This window comes from Nocardia fodinahabitans, assembly GCF_052983615.1.
On record NZ_JBRJJC010000001.1, the window covers coordinates 1,698,815 to 1,714,372 of the forward strand.

The window sequence follows — 15,558 nt, forward strand, 5'->3', positions numbered from 1 at the left end:
CTATGCACATCGAGTTACCGCACGAGTGGCCGCGCACGCCCGACGAGGCGATCGCCCTGCAGGACGAACTACGCCCCCTGGTGCGCACGGAAAACCCTGGGCCGCCGCAATTTTCGACAGCGGCGGGAATTGATTCGGCCTATGCCGAGGACGGCACCGTCGCGGCAGCGGCGGTGATTCTCGACATCGCCACGCTCGAAACCGTGGAATCGACAGTGGCACAGGGAGTTTCGACGTTCCCTTATGTGCCGGGACTGCTCGCGTTCCGGGAACTGCCCGCCACGGTCGCGGCATTGGAAATGCTCACCCGCACACCGGATCTGCTCGTGTGTGACGCCCAGGGCATCGCGCATCCGCGCCGATTCGGGCTGGCCTGTCATGTCGGATTGCTGACCGGAATTCCCACCATCGGTGTCGCCAAATCGGTGTGGGGTGAATATCAGCAGCCGGGGACGCGGCGCGGGGACGACAGTGACGTCACCATCGACGGTGAGGTCGTCGGCCGGGCGCTGCGTACCCGCGACGAGGTGAAGCCGCTGTTCGTCTCGGTCGGCCACCTCATCGACCTCGACACCGCCTGCGCGCAGGTGCTCGCCCTCACCCGTGGCTTCCGGCAACCCGAGACCACCCGCCGGGCCGACCACCTGTGCCGGGCGGCGCTGCGCGCGGCGACGGGCTGACTACGCGCTCTTGCGCTCGGTGTCGGGCAGTTCGCCGTAATCCTGCGCCATGAACCGGCTCGACGCCGGCGCGAACAGCGCGGCCAGTCCGCCGAGCGCGACGATCGCCAGCAGGCTGCCCCACAGCGGCTGGTGCGAGTCGGTCAGCAGCGACCACGCCACCGGCAGCAGCAGCACCTGGGCGATGACGGCGATCGCGCGCCCCCAGCGCTTGCCGCGCAGCAGGGCGATGCCCGCGGCGAGCACGCCACCGAACAGCACCCCGAACCACATCGCGGTGCCGATGCCGCTGGCCACCGACTGGTCGTGGCCGGTCAGCGCGCGCACCACCAGCACGACCGCGGTACCGACGCCGGCCAGACCCTCCAGCGTCACCACCGCGCCCGCCACCCGGATCGACGTCGGGATGCCGGTCGGCACCGGTTCGTCGTCGCGCTGTTCGCCACCGTCTGTCACGTCGTGCTCCGCCACGTGCCCCAGCCTACGACGAGCTGTCGTGGTGGCCCGGCGCGCGCCGGGTGTTCCCGGCCTCCCATTACCCTCGACATCGTGCGGACCCTGCTCATCGTCAACCCGAATGCCACCTCGACCACCCCGGCGACCCGGGATCTGCTCGCCCACGCGCTGGAGAGCCGGACGCAACTGACCGTTGCGCACACCCAGCATCGCGGCCACGCGGCCGAACTCGCCCAGTGGGCATCCACGCAGGAAATGGACCTGATCGTCGTGCACGGTGGCGATGGGACGGTCAACGAGACCATCAACGGCTTCCTGCCGGTGCCCCAGGTGGGCGACGATCAGGTCTGGCGACCACGGCTGGGCATCATCCCCGGCGGCTCGGCCAACGTCTTCGCGCGCGCCCTCGGCATCTCCCCCGATCCGGTCACAGCAACCAATCAGCTCATCGATCTGCTCGCCCGCGACGCCGACCGCCGGATCGGGCTCGGGCTGGCCGACGATCGGTGGTTCACCTTCAGCGCCGGCGTCGGTCTGGACGCCGATGTGTGCGAGGCGATCGACGCCGCGCGCGCCAAAGGTCGCAAGGCCACTCCGGCGCGGTATCTGCGGACCACCGTCGGTCAGTTCTTCCGCGCGCGACGGCGGGAACCGGCGGTCACCGTCGAGGTCCCGGGACACGATCCGGTGGACGAGGTTCATTACGCCTTTGTCACGAATTCGAGCCCGTGGACCTATCTCGAGGATCGCCCGATTCGCACGAATCCGGGCACGACCTTCGAATCGGGACTCGGAGTGTTCGCGGTCCGTTCGATGAGTGTGACCCGCACCCTGCTGCTTGCCAGGCAGTTGCTGGCCGAGAACGGAAACCCCAAGTCGGACGTGCTATTTCGGGTCGACGACGCGCCGTCCGTGCACATCGAGACGCCCGAGGAGATCGGCCTGCAAATCGATGGCGACTTCATCGGAAAACGCAAGATGGTGCATTTCACATCGGTGCCCGGCATCCTCGATGTGGTAGCTCCCAAGCCGTCCTGAGCTCCGGACACGCGGAAAAATCTCCCGGTTGCGCTGCGAAAACCGGGAGACGCGAGTACAAAGGACCGGGCGGGTTCCCCCCTGCGGGGACCTTAGAGCGTGATCTCCCCCACGGTGCGCCGGACACCTATTGACATCTACGGTGTTCGTGAAAGCATTCACAAGCAACCGTGCGGAAACATTCGAGTCGCACAAGTGAACGATCCACTAACCAGAGGTGCCCTTTGTGGCGCCCGCGCAAAGGAGCAGAGGAATGGACTGGCGCCACAAGGCCATCTGTCGCGACGAGGACCCCGAGCTGTTCTTCCCGGTGGGTAACAGTGGTCCCGCGCTCGCGCAGATTGCCGATGCCAAGCTGGTCTGCGCCCGCTGCCCCGTCACTGCCGATTGCCTGTCGTGGGCCCTGAAGTCCGGACAGGATGCCGGCGTGTGGGGTGGAATGAGCGAAGACGAGCGTCGCGCGCTCAAGCGGCGCAACGCGCGCACCCGTACGCGTACCTCCGTCTAGTCGACGAAGGAGGCGTTACCGGACCATTCAGCCCGGTCCGGTAACGCAGGTGAGAGCCCGGCACCTCGCGGTGCCGGGTTTATTGTTGCCCTACAGCGGTTTCCGGAATTCCTCAGCGGCCGGAGCGGCGGCCCAGCGGGACCCGCAACACCGCGTCGGTGCCCACGTCGGCACCGGGATGCAGACCGATCGAACCACCGAGTTCCGAGGTCACCAGCGTCCGCACGATCTGCAGGCCGAGGCGGTCGGACCCCTCCAGACTGAACCCCGCGGGCAGGCCACGGCCGTCGTCGCTGATGATCACGTCGAGCCAGCGCGCCGACCGTTCCGACCGAATCGTCACGGTACCGTTCTGCCCCGCGTCGAAGGCGTGCTCGATCGCGTTCTGCACCAGCTCGGTCAGCACCATCACCAGCGGCGTCGCACGCTCGGCGGAGAACACCCCGAGCGAGCCCGCCCGGCGGACCTTGATCCGCGCGGTGTGCACCGTGGCCACGTCCGCCATGATCGGCAGCAGCCGGTCCACGACCTCGTCGAGGTCGACCTCTTCGTCCACCGACATCGACAGCATCTCGTGCACCGAGGCGATGCTGGTCACCCGGCGCACCGATTCCGTCAGCGCCACTTGGGCTTCCGGGTTCTCGGTGCGGCGCGCCTGCAGGCGCAGCAGCGCCGCGACGGTCTGCAGATTGTTCTTCACCCGGTGGTGGATCTCGCGGATCGTCGCGTCCTTGCTCAGCAGCGCGCGGTCGCGCCGCTTCACCTCGGTGACGTCACGCACGAGCACCGCGGGCCCGGCCAACTCGCCGCCCGGCCGCAGCACCAGGGTGCGCAGCAGCACCGTCGCCCCGCGCGCCTCGACCTCCATCCGGCGGCCGGTGCGCCCGGCCAGCGCAGCCTGGATGTCGGCCACCACTTCCTGCGCGTCGAACGGGTCGGTGATCAGCGAGCGCGTGGTCACCGCCAGATCCTGGCCGACCAGATCGGCCTGCATGCCCATCCGGTGATACGCCGAGAGCGCGTTGGGACTGGCGTAGACGACGATGCCCTCGGTGTCGAGCCGGATGAAGCCGTCGCCGGCCCGCGGGCTGGAGTGGGTAGCAGCGCGATCCTCCGGCGTCGGGAAACTGCCGTCGGCGATCATCTGGCACAGGTCGTCGGCGCAGGAGACGTAGGCCGTCTCCAGGGTGCTGCGCACCCGGGAGCGCGCCAGATCGGAGTCGCGGCTGAGCACCGCGATCACGTCCTCACCGCAGCGCACCGGGATCGCCTCGCGGACGGCGTGCACCGGGCTGGGGTGATAGACCTCGCTGACCTCGACCTCGCTGTCGGTCCGCGCTGTCGCACCCGTCAGCAGGGCGTCGAAGACCTGCGGGAAGTCGGTGCGCGAGGCCGTGGTGCTCACCTTGTCGTCCAGGTGGACCGTCGGCGCCGTCGTCGGGCGGATCTGGGCGACGCACACGACGTCGGCGCCCTCGGCCACCGGCCCGGCGCCGACCCACAGCAGCAGATCCGAGAACGAGAGGTCCGCGAGCAACTGCCAGTCACCCACCACCCGCTGCAGATGGTCCACGGCGGTGCCGGGCAGGTCGGTGTGTTCGGCCAAGAGCTCGCTCAGAGTTGCCACGGTGGATCTACGCTTCGCTTCCGGGTGCGGGTCAGGCGATGGTGGCGATCAGGTCGCCCGCCTGGAGGACCTGTCCGGGCGCCACATCGATCGAGGTGACGTCACCCTCGATCTCGGTCAGCACCGGAATCTCCATCTTCATGGACTCGAGCAGCACCAGGGTCTGATCGACCCGCACATGCTCGCCCACCGTGACCTCGACAGCGAGTACGGTCGAGACCATCTCCGCGCGCACTTCTTCAGGCATGGCACCCCGTTCACTAGTCGTTCGGCCACCGCGATGCGCGATGGCCGTATCCGCCGAAGCTACAGCCAACCACACATGAAACAATGGCCCTCGATCAGATCGTGCTCCGCGCTCCGGCGGGGAGGACCCAGAGAAGGGAGCTACCTATGGGTAAGCGTGGACGTAAGAAGCGCAGCCGCAAGGGCAACGCAGCCAACCACGGCAAGCGGCCCAACTCCTGAGCTGCGCTCGGAGTACAGAAAAGGGGCACCCGTCGGGTGCCCCTTTTCTGTGTCCTGACCAGTTCGCTCAGCCCTCGGTGGTCTCGATCCTGGTGACCGAGATCGAGCGGTGGATCTCCAGCTTCAGCCGGTCGCGCAGACCCTGCGGAGCGTGCTCACCCCCGCATTTGCGGCTGAGCAGGCCCTTGATCTTCTCCTCGATGCCGTAGGCCTCGATGCACGGACTGCAGTGGTCCATGTGCTCCTGGAGCCGGTCCCGGGTGGCCTGATCGCATTCGCCGTCGAGCATGAGCCACACGTCCGCGAGAACCGCCGTGCAGTCCATCTCCATGTCGGGGTCGCTCACTTCGTTACCTCCTGGCGTTCCCCACGGTCGAATCCACGTTCGCGCGCCACATCGGCGAGCAAACCCTTGAGTTGCTTGCGGCCGCGGTGCAGCCGGGACATCACGGTACCGATCGGGGTGCCCATGATGTCGGCGATTTCCTTGTACGGGAAGCCCTCGACGTCGGCGTAGTACACCGCCATCCGGAACTCCTCCGGCAGCTGCTGCAGCGCGGCCTTGATCTCGTCGTCGGGCAGGGCGTCCAGCGCCTCCACCTCGGCCGAGCGCAGGCCCGTCGAGGAGTGCTCGGCGGTGGCCGCGAGCTGCCAGTCGGTGATCTCGTCGGTCGGGTACTGCGCGGGCTGGCGCTGCTTCTTGCGGTAGGAGTTGATGTAGGTGTTGGTCAGGATGCGGTACAGCCAGGCCCGCAGGTTCGTGCCCTCCGTGAAGGACTTGAACCCCTGGAACGCCTTCACATACGTCTCCTGCACCAGGTCCTCGGCGTCGGCCGGGTTCCTGGTCATGCGCAGGGCGGCGCCGTAGAGCTGGTCCAGCATCGGGAGCGCATCGCGCTCGAACCGCGCAGCCAGCTCGGCTTCGTCGACTTCTGCGCCGGACGCCTCGGCAGGCACCACGTCGTCGTCGCTCGTCACACCAATCCCTTCGATCGCCGTAGTAGCCGAATCTACCGGCACCACGGATTCGAAGGGCAATCGCGCACCCTGCGGCGAGATGGGACGCTCCTCGAGCAGCAGTGTCACTATCTCTCCTTCGCGTCGTCCGGGCGGGTGGGCTTGTCACTTGTGTGCAACATGCACCCCTGGATCCGTGTTCCCTGCCGCCGGAAATGTGTTTGCCGAGCGGGGCACCCGCGTGGTTAGGGTGACGCCCATGGCAGCCGCGTCGACTCCCGCGATCAAGGTCCTCACCGGTGCGGGCATCGCCCACCGGGTCCACGCCTACGCCCACGATCCGCGGGCGGAGTCCTTCGGGGACGAGGCGGTCGACGCGCTCGGCGCGGAACTGGGCGTCGCGGCCGCGCAGATCTTCAAGACGCTGGTGATCGAGTTGTCCACCGGGGCGCTGGCCGTCGCGGTGCTGCCGGTACCGGCCAAGCTGTCGCTGAAGGCGGCCGCCGCGGCGCTGGGCGCGCCGAAGGCGAGCATGGCCGACAAGACCAAGGCCGAGCGCACCACCGGGTACGTCCTCGGCGGGGTCTCCCCGCTGGGCCAGCGCAAGAAGCTGCCGACCGTCGTCGACGCCTCGGCCCTGGATTGGGACCGGATGCTGTGCAGCGCGGGCAAACGGGGTCTGGAGATCGAGCTGGCACCGGCCGACCTGGTGCGCGCGGCGGCCGCCGTCACGGCCCCGATCACCGCGTAGAACCATCCGATCCGGGTCTCGTTCCGAATTCACTGCGACGCAGTCCGCGCCCGGTACGACCGATTCGACCCGAGGATGTGATGCGAGAAATGTCCGCTCGTTCGACGATCGCCACCCTGTCCGGTGCTCTTGTCCTGACCTTCGGCGCTGTCGCCTTCGCCCCGCCCGTCACCGCGATACCGCCGGTGGCCCCGTCCGCGCCGACCGACCCGAGCGACTTCCCGCTCAACGGTCCCGGCACGCCCAAGAACTCCCCGCAGGCCGCCCCCGAGAAGGACGAAAAGGCCGAGAAGGCGGAGAAGCTCGGCGGCGGGGTCGCCAGCGAGCTGATCGATCTGGCCACCGGAATCCTCAAGTGCGGCTTGAACATCGCCACCGATGCGGTGCCCTGCAAGCTGTGAGTCCCACCCGGCCGGGCCGGATCAGCGCACACTGATCCGGCCCGGCCGTTGCGGATGACGGCCTAGAACAAACCGGCTTCGCCGGCGACCGCGTCGGCGGGAGCGAGCAGCTCCGGCCCGTTGTTGCGCACGCTGTTGACCAGGGTCGACACCGGACGCGCCACGATCGCCGACACCTCGGCGGGCGAGGCGCCGGCGAGCAGCTCGGCGGGCGCCGGATGGTCGGGGTCGAGCCAGGCGTCCCAGTGCTCGCGCGGCATCGGCAGCGGCATCCGGTCGTGGATCTTCGCCAGGTCACCGATGGCGTCGGTGGTGAGGATCGTGCACGACAGCAGCGGTGCGGCGTCGGGCACGTCCCGATCGCGCCACACCGACCACAGCCCGGCCATGTACAGCCGCGACCCGTCCGCGTGCGCCATGTAGTACGGCTGCTTGACGGCCTTGCCCTGCTCCGTCGGGGCCGATTCGACCAGCCACTCGTACCAGCCGTCCATCGGCACCAGACAGCGCTTGTGCTTGGCGGCGTCCCGGAACGACGGCGCGGTGACCGCCCGGTCGGCGCGGGCGTTGAACAGTGGCTTGCCCTTGGCGGGCTTGCCGGGCTCGCCCGCCTTGGTCCAGGACGGGATCAGGCCCCAGCGCATGCGCCGCACCCGCAGTGCCGGGTCGTCGTCGGGGGCGCCGTGCTCGTGGCGTTCCACCACGGTCAGCACCTGACTGGTCGGGGCCACGTTGTAGCTGACCGTGGATTCCTGCTGGTCCGCGTCGAGATCGGTCTCGTCGATCGCGTCGAGTTCGGCCGCCAGCCGACCCGGATTCGTGGTCGTCGCATATCGTCCGCACATACGGCTAGAACATACGCGCCCGGGGGCGCTGTTCTCGGCCCTGTAACCGAGAACCCCACGCCGAATTCCACACCACCCGTGTGTCCGGACCGCATATGCGCGAAGATGGGCGGGTGAGTTTCTGGCCAGCGCCCCATATCGAGGTCCCCGTCCACGCGACCGTGACCCTGCCCGGTTCGAAATCCATCACCAATCGCGCGCTCATCCTGGCCGCACTGGCCGATGGGCCGTCCACCCTCACCGGTGCGCTGCGCAGCCGCGACACCGACCTGATGATCACGGCGCTGCAGGGCCTGGGCACCGAGATCCTCGGCGAGGCCGAGACGCTCCAGGTCACCCCGGCACCGCTGCGCAGCGCCGCCGTCGACTGCGGCCTGGCCGGCACCATCATGCGCTTCCTGCCGCCCGCCGCCGCGCTGGCGACCGGCGACGTGGCCTTCTTCGGTGACGAGCAGGCCAAGTCCCGCCCGCTGACCACCATCCTCGACGCGCTGCGCAAGCTCGGCCTCGACGTCGACGGCGACGCGCTGCCGTTCGTCGTGCACGGCACCGGCGGCCTGCGCGGTGGCGCGGTCACCATCGACGCGTCGGGTTCCTCGCAGTTCGTCTCCGGCCTGCTGCTCTCGGCGGCCCGGTTCGACGAGGGCATCACCGTCCACCACGACGGCAAGCAGCTGCCGTCCATGCCGCACATCGAGATGACGGTGGAGATGCTGCGCCGCGCCGACGTGACCGTGCACACCCCCGCCGATTCGCGCAGCGCGCAGATCTGGACCGTGGAGCCGGGCCCGATCCGCGCGGTCGACTGGGAGATCGAGCCCGATCTGTCCAACGCCACTCCGTTCCTGGCCGCGGCCGCCGTCACCGGCGGCGAGGTGAGCATCCCGATGTGGCCGCGCGGCACCACCCAGCCCGGTGACGTGATCCGCGAGATCCTGGTCCGGATGGGCGCCGAGGCGCGCACCTTCGACGGCGTGCTCACCGTGCGCGGCCCCGGCCGCCTGGCAGGCATCGACATCGACCTGCACGACGTCGGCGAACTCACCCCGACCGTCGCGGCGCTGGCGGCCCTGGCCGACTCGCCCTCGTACCTGCGCGGCATCGCGCACCTGCGCGGCCACGAAACCGACCGGCTCGCGGCGCTGTCCACCGAGATCAACCGGCTCGGCGGCAATGTCACCGAGACCGAGGACGGCCTCGAGATCGTGCCCGCCCCGCTGCACGGCGGGCAGTGGCACTCCTACGCCGATCACCGGATGGCCACCGCCGGTGCGATTCTCGGCCTGCGGGTGCCCGGCGTGGAGATCGAGGACATCGGGACCACGGCCAAGACGCTGCCGACCTTCGTCACCCTGTGGGAGCGGATGCTCGACCCCGCCCTATCGGGTGAGGGAGCGTCGCGCTGAGCCGGCAAGGCCGCTCCGCCGCCAGCTACGACGAATCCGATGTCCGGGTCCGCCCGGGCAAGGCCTCGCGTCCGCGTACCAAGACGCGCCCGGAGCACAACGACGCCGAGGCGGCCATGGTGGTCGCGGTGGACCGCGGCCGCTGGGGATGTGTGCTCGACGGTGACGCCGACCGGCGCATCGTCGCCATGCGGGCCAGGGAACTGGGCCGCACGCCGATCGTGGTCGGCGACCAGGTCGACGTCGTCGGCGATCTCACCGGCAAGCCGGACACCCTTGCCAGGATCGTGCGGGTCGCCGAACGCAGCACGGTGCTGCGCCGCACCGCCGACGACACCGATCCGTTCGAGCGGATCGTCGTCGCCAATGCCGAGCAGTTGTTCATCGTGGTGGCGCTGGCCGATCCGCCGCCGCGCACCGGATTCGTCGAGCGGGCCATGGTGGCCGCGTACGCCGGTGGGCTGGAACCGATCCTGGTACTCACCAAGCGCGATCTGGTCGCGGAGTCCGAATTCGCCGCCGCCTTCGAGGGATTGGACCTGAAGATCCTCTACGCGGGGATCGACGATCCGATGGAGCCGGTGCTGGAACTGCTCGACGACCGGCTCACCGCCCTGATCGGGCATTCCGGCGTCGGCAAGTCGACGATGGTGAATCGTCTTGTGCCCGATGCCTATCGGGCCGTGGGCGAGGTGTCCGGGGTGGGCAAGGGCAAGCACACCTCCACCCAGTCGGTGGCGTTACCGCTGCCCGAGGGCGGCTGGGTGATCGACACGCCAGGCGTGCGGTCGTTCGGGCTGGCCCACATCACGCCCGACGACGTCATCGCCTCGTTCACCGACCTGGCCGACGCCATCGAGGACTGTCCCCGCGGCTGCACCCACCTGGGTCCGCCCGCCGACCCGGAGTGCGCGCTGGACCAGCTCCCCGGCACGGAGCGGCGGGTCGCCGCGATTCGTCAGCTGCTGACCGCGCTGATCTCGAACGAGACCTGGTAGCAACCGATTCCGTGCCGGGGAGGGTGCTCAGAACCCGAAGGATCCGGTGCCGGTGCCGCCGCCGTCACCCGGGCCGGGATCGGTCGGCACGTCGGCCACGGTGACCACCTTGGTGGTCGACGAGCTGGCCACGCCGCTGCGGCCGGAGAATGTCGCGCCGATGGTGTAGGCACCCGCGGCGCCCGGCGTCCACACGATCGTGGCCTTGCCGTTGGCGGCGACGGGGATGTCACCGAGGACGTTGTCGCCCGCCTTGAACTGGACGGTGCCGCCCGCCGCCGCGGGCGACACGGTGGCCTCCAGGGTGACGGCCTTGCCGACCTGCGCGCCGGTCACATCGGTGAGCACGGTGCTCGACACGGCGTCGCTGGACACCGTGATGGTGGGGCCCTTGCCCTGGTAGATGCCGTCGCCGAGCGAGCCGCCGTAGTGCATGGAGGTCGGCAGCGGGGTGTCGCGGGCACAGTTCACGCCCACCTGGTACTGCACCTCGAAGGTCTGCGACTTCGGCTCGATGTTCGGGTACACCGGGTACTTGGTGATGCCGAATTCGGCGCGCACCCAGTCCGAGGACGAGGTGTCGAGCTGGATCTGGTCACCGCCCATCTTCGCCGAGCCCGCGACCGGGGTCAGGCAGGCCGGGTGCAGGTCCTTGATGTTGTAGATGTACTCCACCGGGATGCCGGTGCGCTCGAACTTCGTCGTCACGGTCACGGTGTCGCCGACGACCGGGTTGGTGTTGGACACCGTCCGGGTGAACTTGCTGTTCCCGTCGTTCCAGGTGATCGTTCCCGGCGCGGCCGAGGCCGTCGCGGGCATCGCCGCCACGGCGAAACCGGCCGCCACCGCGAACGCGGCCATCGAACCGGCCACCCGCTGCACTCTTCTGTCCACCATCGTTGTCTCCCACGTACACCGGGCGCCCTCGACATCTTCGTCGAGGCGATGAATCGCCCGGGTGGCGAGCAGTAGATCACGCAGCGGTACCCCCGGGGATCGAATTCCGAAATGAGTCTCATTCAGATTGCGAATTCGACTCACGTTGGTTCGCGTTCCCGGCAACCGACACCTGGCGCCGGTAGCGTCTCCCCCATGAAGCCACCGGCGATCGGTTATCTGCGCCGCGACATCTCGGGTGTCGCCCAAACCTGGGACGAAACGCAGATCCGTTCCCTAGCCGAGCGACTCGGCTACCGCTTCACCAAGACCGTCGTCTTCAGCGACCGCACCGTCGATCCGCTCGGCCGCCTCCTCGACGTGGTGACCACCACCGAGGCCGCCGCCGTGGTCATCCCCGACCTCACCCACCTCGGCTCCGACCTCCCCCACCCGCTGCTCGCCGCGTGCGACATCATCACGGTCTCCCCCGAGGTCACCCACGCCCGCACGATCCCCGCCCTCCCGGCCTAGCCCACCGGCGGACCATGGACGTTCCTATCGTCTGATCGACGTGGGCAGCGCCGTGGGCTCGCGCGGCTTCCGGGGCGGAACGATGAACCTCGCAAAACGCCCATTTTTTGCGAGCCTCGGAGGCCGTGCCATGTGTTCCGACATACTCGATCTGGACGCTGTCGACGTCGATCCCGACGACTACGTCCGGGCCTTGATGAGCTGGCATTTCGGTGCCGACACAGGGAGTCCGTACTGGTTACGGCGGGCCGCGGGGCTCGACTTCGATCCGCTGACCGACGTGCGGACCTTCGACGATCTGCGCCTGTTCCCCAACGTGATCGACGAGTTCCGCGACGTCGCGGTGGAGGACCTGATCCCGCGCGGGTTGCGTGGCGCGGATCGGGAGATCGCGGGGATCTACGAGAGCGGCGGGACGACCGGGGCGCCCAAGCGGTTCGTCATGTTCGAGCGCTGGATGGAGTTCGCGCTGTCCTGGGACGAGCACCACTACGCCGGCCTGGGGACGACGAATACCCTCGCCATCGCCCCGAGCGGCCCACACATGTTCGGGGAGTTCGCGTCCCGGCGCGCCCGCAGGCACCACGGCGTGAAGTTCACCGTCGACCTGGACCCGCGCTGGATCAAACACTTGATCGGCTCCGGTGACACCGAGGGCGCCGACCGCTACGCCGAGCACCTGATCGACCAGGCCGCCGCCATCCTGACGACCCAGTCGGTCGGCATCCTCATCGCGACCCCGCCGCTGCTCGAGCGGCTGGCCCGGCGCGAGGAGCTGGTCGACGCGGTGCGCAAGCAGGTGAAGTTCCTGTGCTGGAGCGGCGCGCACATGGACGCCGACACCCGGGACATCCTGCGCCAGGAGGTCTTTCCCGGCATCCCGCTCAAGGGCCTCTACGGCAGCACCACCATCCTCGGCATGTCGCGCGAGCGCGATGTCGAACGCGCGGACGGGCTCGCCGTGTTCGATACGCCGAGCCCCTACATCGCGTTCCGGGTGGTCGATCCGGCCACCGGTGACGATGTCGCAGATGGTGAGCGCGGCCAGGTCGTGATGAACCACCTCACCAAATACGCGCTGCTGCCGAACAATCTGGAGCGCGACACCGCACTGCGCGCCGAGCCGGCGCCGGGCACCCTCGGCTGCGCGGTCGCCGATGTGCGGCCGGTGCGGACCTTCGCGGACAAGTCCGTCATCGAGGGGGTGTACTGATGATCGAGATCGACGCCCTCGGCCCCGCCGGCTCCTATCACGCCAGGCAGCGCATTCCGATCACCGCTCTCGACGGCACCGAAGTCGGTGAGCTGGGCCAGGTTCCGGCCCTGTTCGTCCGCCGCGCGCTCGCGGCGATGCGCGCGGCGCCCACCGTCCCGGCCGCCGAACGCTTCGCGCTGATGGCGAAAGCCGCCGAGCTGTTCACCACCGCCACCATCGGCGGGCTCGATCCCGAGGAGTACCTCCGGATCGTCTCGACCGTGTCGGGCGTGCCCCAGCAGGTGGTGCGCCAGTCGGTCGAGTGGGTCGCCGAGGTGCTGCGATCACAGAGCGACACACTGACTTCGGCGATGCCGCAGGGTGCCGTCGCCGAATGGTCCGACGACCGCACTCGCGAGGGCGCGGGCGTGTGGGTCCGCAAGGGCGATGTCTTCGCGGTGCACGCGGCGGGCAATACCCCCGCGGTGCACGGACTCTGGCCGGAGGCGCTGGCGCTGGGCTACAAGGTCGTCGTCCGGCCGTCCGCGCGCGAGCCGTTCACCGCGTTCCGGTTGGTGAGCGCGCTGCGCATGGCGGGATTCCCGCCCGAGACGATCACCCTGCTGCCCACCGACTACGCGGCCGCCGATGTGATCATCGCCGAGGCCGACTACGCGATCGTCTACGGCGGTCAGGACGTCGTCGACAAGTACGGCGCGAGCTCACGGGTGCTCACCCAGGGCCCCGGCCGGTCGAAGATCCTGATCACCGCCGACGTGGACTGGCGGGAGCGGATCGATGTGATCGCCGATTCGGTGAGTCATCTGGGCGGCACCGCCTGCACCTGCACCACCGCGGTACTGGTCGAAGGCGATCCGGAACCGGTGGCCCGCGCGCTGGCCGAGCGCCTCGACCGCATCCCGAGCCTGCCCGCCGATCACCCCGACGCCATCCTCACCGTGCAGCCGGTGCCGACGGTGACCGCGATCGACGAGTACCTGCACGAGGTCGCGGGCACCGCGATACCGCTGCTCGGTGGCGGCACCATCGTCGACGAACTCCCCTCCGGCGGTGCGGTGCTGCGCCCGGCCGTGCACCTGGTCGACACCGCGACCGCGCCACAGCTCGGCGTCGAGCTGGCCTTCCCCTGCGTCTGGGTCGGGCCGTGGCGACCCACGGACGGCATTGCGCCCCTGCGGGATACGCTGGTCCTGACGGCGATGACCACCCGCGCCGAACTGGTCGACGCCCTGCTGAACGAGCCGACCATCACCAATCTCTACCTCGGCGACAATCCCACCACCTGGCTGCGGCCCGGAGTCCCGCACGACGGCTACCTGGCCGAATTCCTCATGCGCTGCAAGGGCATGATCCGCTCCGGCATCTGATCCGCCGCGCCCGCGCCCGGCCGGACACCGCCGGGCGTGGGCGCATGCGGGAAAATGGCCGGGTGACCACCGAGAACCCGCACCCCCGACCACCGGCGACGAGCCCGACCATCCTGGTGATCACGCTGTCGCGCCGGGTCGAGGCCGAACTGAGCGCGGGGCTGGCGCCACTGGACCTCACGGTGGCCAGGCTCGGGCTGCTCGGGCACATCAACGGCGTGCCGGGCGCGTCGTTCAGCGAGCTGGCGCGGATGTCGGGGACGAGCGTGCAGAGTGTGCACACCGCGGTGAAGTCGCTGGTCGCGGCCGGGCTGGTGCAGGACCGCACCGCACGCGCCGGATCGGCCTCGGCGATCGAACTCACCGAGGCGGGCTCCCGGCTGCTCGGCGAGGCGCGAAAAGTGGTGACACAGGTCGACACTCAGCTCTTCGGGCCCGATGCCGACCCGATTCAACGGCGGGTCGGCGCGGCCATCGTCGCCGCGTTCACCGGCGCGTCGCCCGCCTGACCAGCCTTTCTCAGGACGTGACACCACCAACCTTCAATGTCGTTGAAACTCGAGCTAAGCTTCAGGCACATTGAAGGTCGGAGGGAGTCGACAGGTGGAACATCTCTTGCTGTCCGTGCACGTTGTCGCGGGCATCGTCTTCGTCGGGGGCTCGGCGGTCGCGACCAGCCTGTTCCCCCGCTACGCCCCGTTCGCGGCGAGCGGGCCCGATCCCGACTCGGTGCGCAGCCGGTCGGTGGCGGTCGCCCTGCACCGGATCACCGGCAACTACGCCAAACTCGCGATCATCGTGCCGGTGATCGGCATCGCCTTGGCCACCCTCCAGGGCCGGATGAACGAAATCTGGATCACCACCGCCATGATCACCACCGCCATCGCGGGCGGCCTGCTCGCCGTGCAGATCCACCCCCTACAGCGCCAAGCCCTCGACACCCCCGACGACGGCAAACGCCTGCGCATGCTGTCCATGCTCGCCGGCATCTACAACCTGCTCTGGACGGCGGTCGTCGTCCTCATGATCGTCCGCCCCGGCTCCGCGAGCTGAAGGTGAGTCCCCGTCAGGCGTGTTTGGCGCCGATGGTGTGCAGGATTTCGTGGATGATCGGGTCGGTCAGGCGGTTGGTGACCGTGCGGCCTTCGCGGCTGGAGGTGACGCAGCCTTCGTGGCGCAGGACACGCAGGGCCTGGGAGATCGCGTTCTCGGTGCGGCCGATGGCGGCGGCCAGTTCGCCGACGCTGATGCCCGGAGTGCGGTGCAGGCACAGCAGGATTTCCAGGCGGTTCGGGTCGGAGAGCAGGTCGAATCGCTGAGCCCAGGCGGCGATCTCGACGTCACCGATCGCGCGCCGGCCGAGTTCGACCGGCGTTCCTTCCAGCGTGCGTGGCTCTCCCATGACGGCGTTCAGCTTAATCCTCGACTGG

21 protein-coding genes are annotated in these 15,558 nt (G+C 69.1%); 13 read left to right on the forward strand and 8 right to left on the reverse strand.

Annotated elements, in window-relative coordinates:
• Positions 1 to 2 precede the first annotated feature (2 nt).
• Positions 3 to 680 carry an endonuclease V gene (locus NV348_RS07835; RefSeq protein ID WP_447146418.1) on the forward strand — a complete coding sequence of 226 codons (678 nt, stop codon included), beginning with the start codon at positions 3 to 5 and terminating at the stop codon, positions 678 to 680.
• Here NV348_RS07835 and NV348_RS07840 read toward each other — a convergent pair whose 3' ends face one another.
• A complete protein-coding gene (locus tag NV348_RS07840; protein WP_447150970.1) occupies positions 681 to 1,088 on the reverse strand; it encodes a hypothetical protein in 408 nt (135 codons plus the stop codon).
• Positions 1,089 to 1,229: 141 nt separating this feature from the next.
• Between NV348_RS07840 and NV348_RS07845 the strand changes: the two genes are divergently transcribed.
• A complete protein-coding gene (locus NV348_RS07845; protein ID WP_447146419.1) occupies positions 1,230 to 2,174 on the forward strand; it encodes a diacylglycerol/lipid kinase family protein in 945 nt (314 codons plus the stop codon).
• A 253-nt stretch (positions 2,175 to 2,427) separates the two neighbouring features.
• Positions 2,428 to 2,682 (forward strand): WhiB family transcriptional regulator, encoded by a 255-nt coding sequence (locus tag NV348_RS07850; protein WP_022567051.1) that lies wholly within the window; start codon positions 2,428 to 2,430, stop codon positions 2,680 to 2,682.
• Positions 2,683 to 2,794: 112 nt separating this feature from the next.
• Here the strand turns inward: NV348_RS07850 and NV348_RS07855 are convergent, their stop codons facing one another.
• Both NV348_RS07855 and NV348_RS07860 read right to left on the reverse strand, forming a co-directional pair.
• Entirely contained in the window at positions 2,795 to 4,309 is a 1,515-nt protein-coding gene (locus tag NV348_RS07855; RefSeq protein WP_447146420.1) for a sensor histidine kinase, read from the reverse strand.
• 31 nt (positions 4,310 to 4,340) lie between these two features.
• A complete protein-coding gene (locus NV348_RS07860) occupies positions 4,341 to 4,556 on the reverse strand; it encodes a biotin/lipoyl-binding carrier protein (protein WP_447146421.1) in 216 nt (71 codons plus the stop codon).
• A 146-nt stretch (positions 4,557 to 4,702) separates the two neighbouring features.
• On the opposite strand from NV348_RS07860, the gene NV348_RS07865 reads away from it, so the two are divergent.
• Positions 4,703 to 4,777: a 50S ribosomal protein bL37 gene (locus tag NV348_RS07865; protein WP_110293457.1), complete on the forward strand. Its 75-nt coding sequence runs from the start codon at positions 4,703 to 4,705 to the stop codon at positions 4,775 to 4,777.
• 67 nt (positions 4,778 to 4,844) lie between these two features.
• Here NV348_RS07865 and rsrA read toward each other — a convergent pair whose 3' ends face one another.
• Together rsrA and NV348_RS07875 are read right to left on the reverse strand one after the other, a co-directional pair.
• On the reverse strand, positions 4,845 to 5,108 hold the full coding sequence (rsrA, locus tag NV348_RS07870) for a mycothiol system anti-sigma-R factor (protein WP_447150971.1): 264 nt from the start codon (positions 5,106 to 5,108) through the stop codon (positions 4,845 to 4,847).
• A gap of 11 nt (positions 5,109 to 5,119) precedes the next feature.
• Positions 5,120 to 5,761 (reverse strand): sigma-70 family RNA polymerase sigma factor, encoded by a 642-nt coding sequence (locus NV348_RS07875; protein ID WP_447150972.1) that lies wholly within the window; start codon positions 5,759 to 5,761, stop codon positions 5,120 to 5,122.
• Between the two features lie 232 nt (positions 5,762 to 5,993).
• Between NV348_RS07875 and ybaK the strand changes: the two genes are divergently transcribed.
• Both ybaK and NV348_RS07885 read left to right on the forward strand, forming a co-directional pair.
• The gene (gene ybaK / locus NV348_RS07880; RefSeq protein ID WP_447146422.1) at positions 5,994 to 6,485 is read left to right on the forward strand and encodes a Cys-tRNA(Pro) deacylase; all 492 of its coding nucleotides are present in this window, start codon (positions 5,994 to 5,996) and stop codon (positions 6,483 to 6,485) included.
• Positions 6,486 to 6,574: 89 nt separating this feature from the next.
• Entirely contained in the window at positions 6,575 to 6,886 is a 312-nt protein-coding gene (locus tag NV348_RS07885; protein ID WP_447146423.1) for a hypothetical protein, read from the forward strand.
• 62 nt (positions 6,887 to 6,948) lie between these two features.
• On the opposite strand, the gene NV348_RS07890 is transcribed toward NV348_RS07885, so the two are convergent.
• Complete coding sequence (locus NV348_RS07890; RefSeq protein ID WP_447146424.1) at positions 6,949 to 7,731, reverse strand: SOS response-associated peptidase; 783 nt, start codon at positions 7,729 to 7,731, stop codon at positions 6,949 to 6,951.
• A gap of 95 nt (positions 7,732 to 7,826) precedes the next feature.
• Between NV348_RS07890 and aroA the strand changes: the two genes are divergently transcribed.
• The gene (gene aroA / locus NV348_RS07895) at positions 7,827 to 9,137 is read left to right on the forward strand and encodes a 3-phosphoshikimate 1-carboxyvinyltransferase (RefSeq protein WP_447146425.1); all 1,311 of its coding nucleotides are present in this window, start codon (positions 7,827 to 7,829) and stop codon (positions 9,135 to 9,137) included.
• A complete protein-coding gene (gene rsgA, locus NV348_RS07900; RefSeq protein ID WP_447150973.1) occupies positions 9,134 to 10,135 on the forward strand; it encodes a ribosome small subunit-dependent GTPase A in 1,002 nt (333 codons plus the stop codon). Before aroA ends, rsgA begins: the two co-directional genes overlap by 4 nt.
• 27 nt (positions 10,136 to 10,162) lie before the next feature.
• Here rsgA and NV348_RS07905 read toward each other — a convergent pair whose 3' ends face one another.
• Positions 10,163 to 11,032 (reverse strand): Ig-like domain-containing protein, encoded by an 870-nt coding sequence (locus NV348_RS07905; protein WP_447146426.1) that lies wholly within the window; start codon positions 11,030 to 11,032, stop codon positions 10,163 to 10,165.
• Between the two features lie 195 nt (positions 11,033 to 11,227).
• On the opposite strand from NV348_RS07905, the gene NV348_RS07910 reads away from it, so the two are divergent.
• The 5 genes from NV348_RS07910 (at position 11,228) to NV348_RS07930 (ending at position 15,181) form a co-directional block, all read left to right on the forward strand.
• Entirely contained in the window at positions 11,228 to 11,545 is a 318-nt protein-coding gene (locus NV348_RS07910) for a hypothetical protein (protein WP_447146427.1), read from the forward strand.
• Between the two features lie 130 nt (positions 11,546 to 11,675).
• Positions 11,676 to 12,758 carry an AMP-binding protein gene (locus NV348_RS07915; RefSeq protein ID WP_447146428.1) on the forward strand — a complete coding sequence of 361 codons (1,083 nt, stop codon included), beginning with the start codon at positions 11,676 to 11,678 and terminating at the stop codon, positions 12,756 to 12,758.
• On the forward strand, positions 12,758 to 14,128 hold the full coding sequence (locus tag NV348_RS07920) for an aldehyde dehydrogenase family protein (RefSeq protein ID WP_447146429.1): 1,371 nt from the start codon (positions 12,758 to 12,760) through the stop codon (positions 14,126 to 14,128). The genes NV348_RS07915 and NV348_RS07920 overlap by 1 nt, the downstream gene beginning before the upstream one ends.
• 62 nt (positions 14,129 to 14,190) lie before the next feature.
• Complete coding sequence (locus NV348_RS07925) at positions 14,191 to 14,637, forward strand: MarR family winged helix-turn-helix transcriptional regulator (protein ID WP_447146430.1); 447 nt, start codon at positions 14,191 to 14,193, stop codon at positions 14,635 to 14,637.
• A 94-nt stretch (positions 14,638 to 14,731) separates the two neighbouring features.
• The gene (locus NV348_RS07930) at positions 14,732 to 15,181 is read left to right on the forward strand and encodes a hypothetical protein (protein WP_447146431.1); all 450 of its coding nucleotides are present in this window, start codon (positions 14,732 to 14,734) and stop codon (positions 15,179 to 15,181) included.
• 13 nt (positions 15,182 to 15,194) lie between these two features.
• On the opposite strand, the gene NV348_RS07935 is transcribed toward NV348_RS07930, so the two are convergent.
• Complete coding sequence (locus NV348_RS07935) at positions 15,195 to 15,530, reverse strand: ArsR/SmtB family transcription factor (RefSeq protein WP_447150974.1); 336 nt, start codon at positions 15,528 to 15,530, stop codon at positions 15,195 to 15,197.
• Positions 15,531 to 15,558 lie beyond the last annotated feature (28 nt).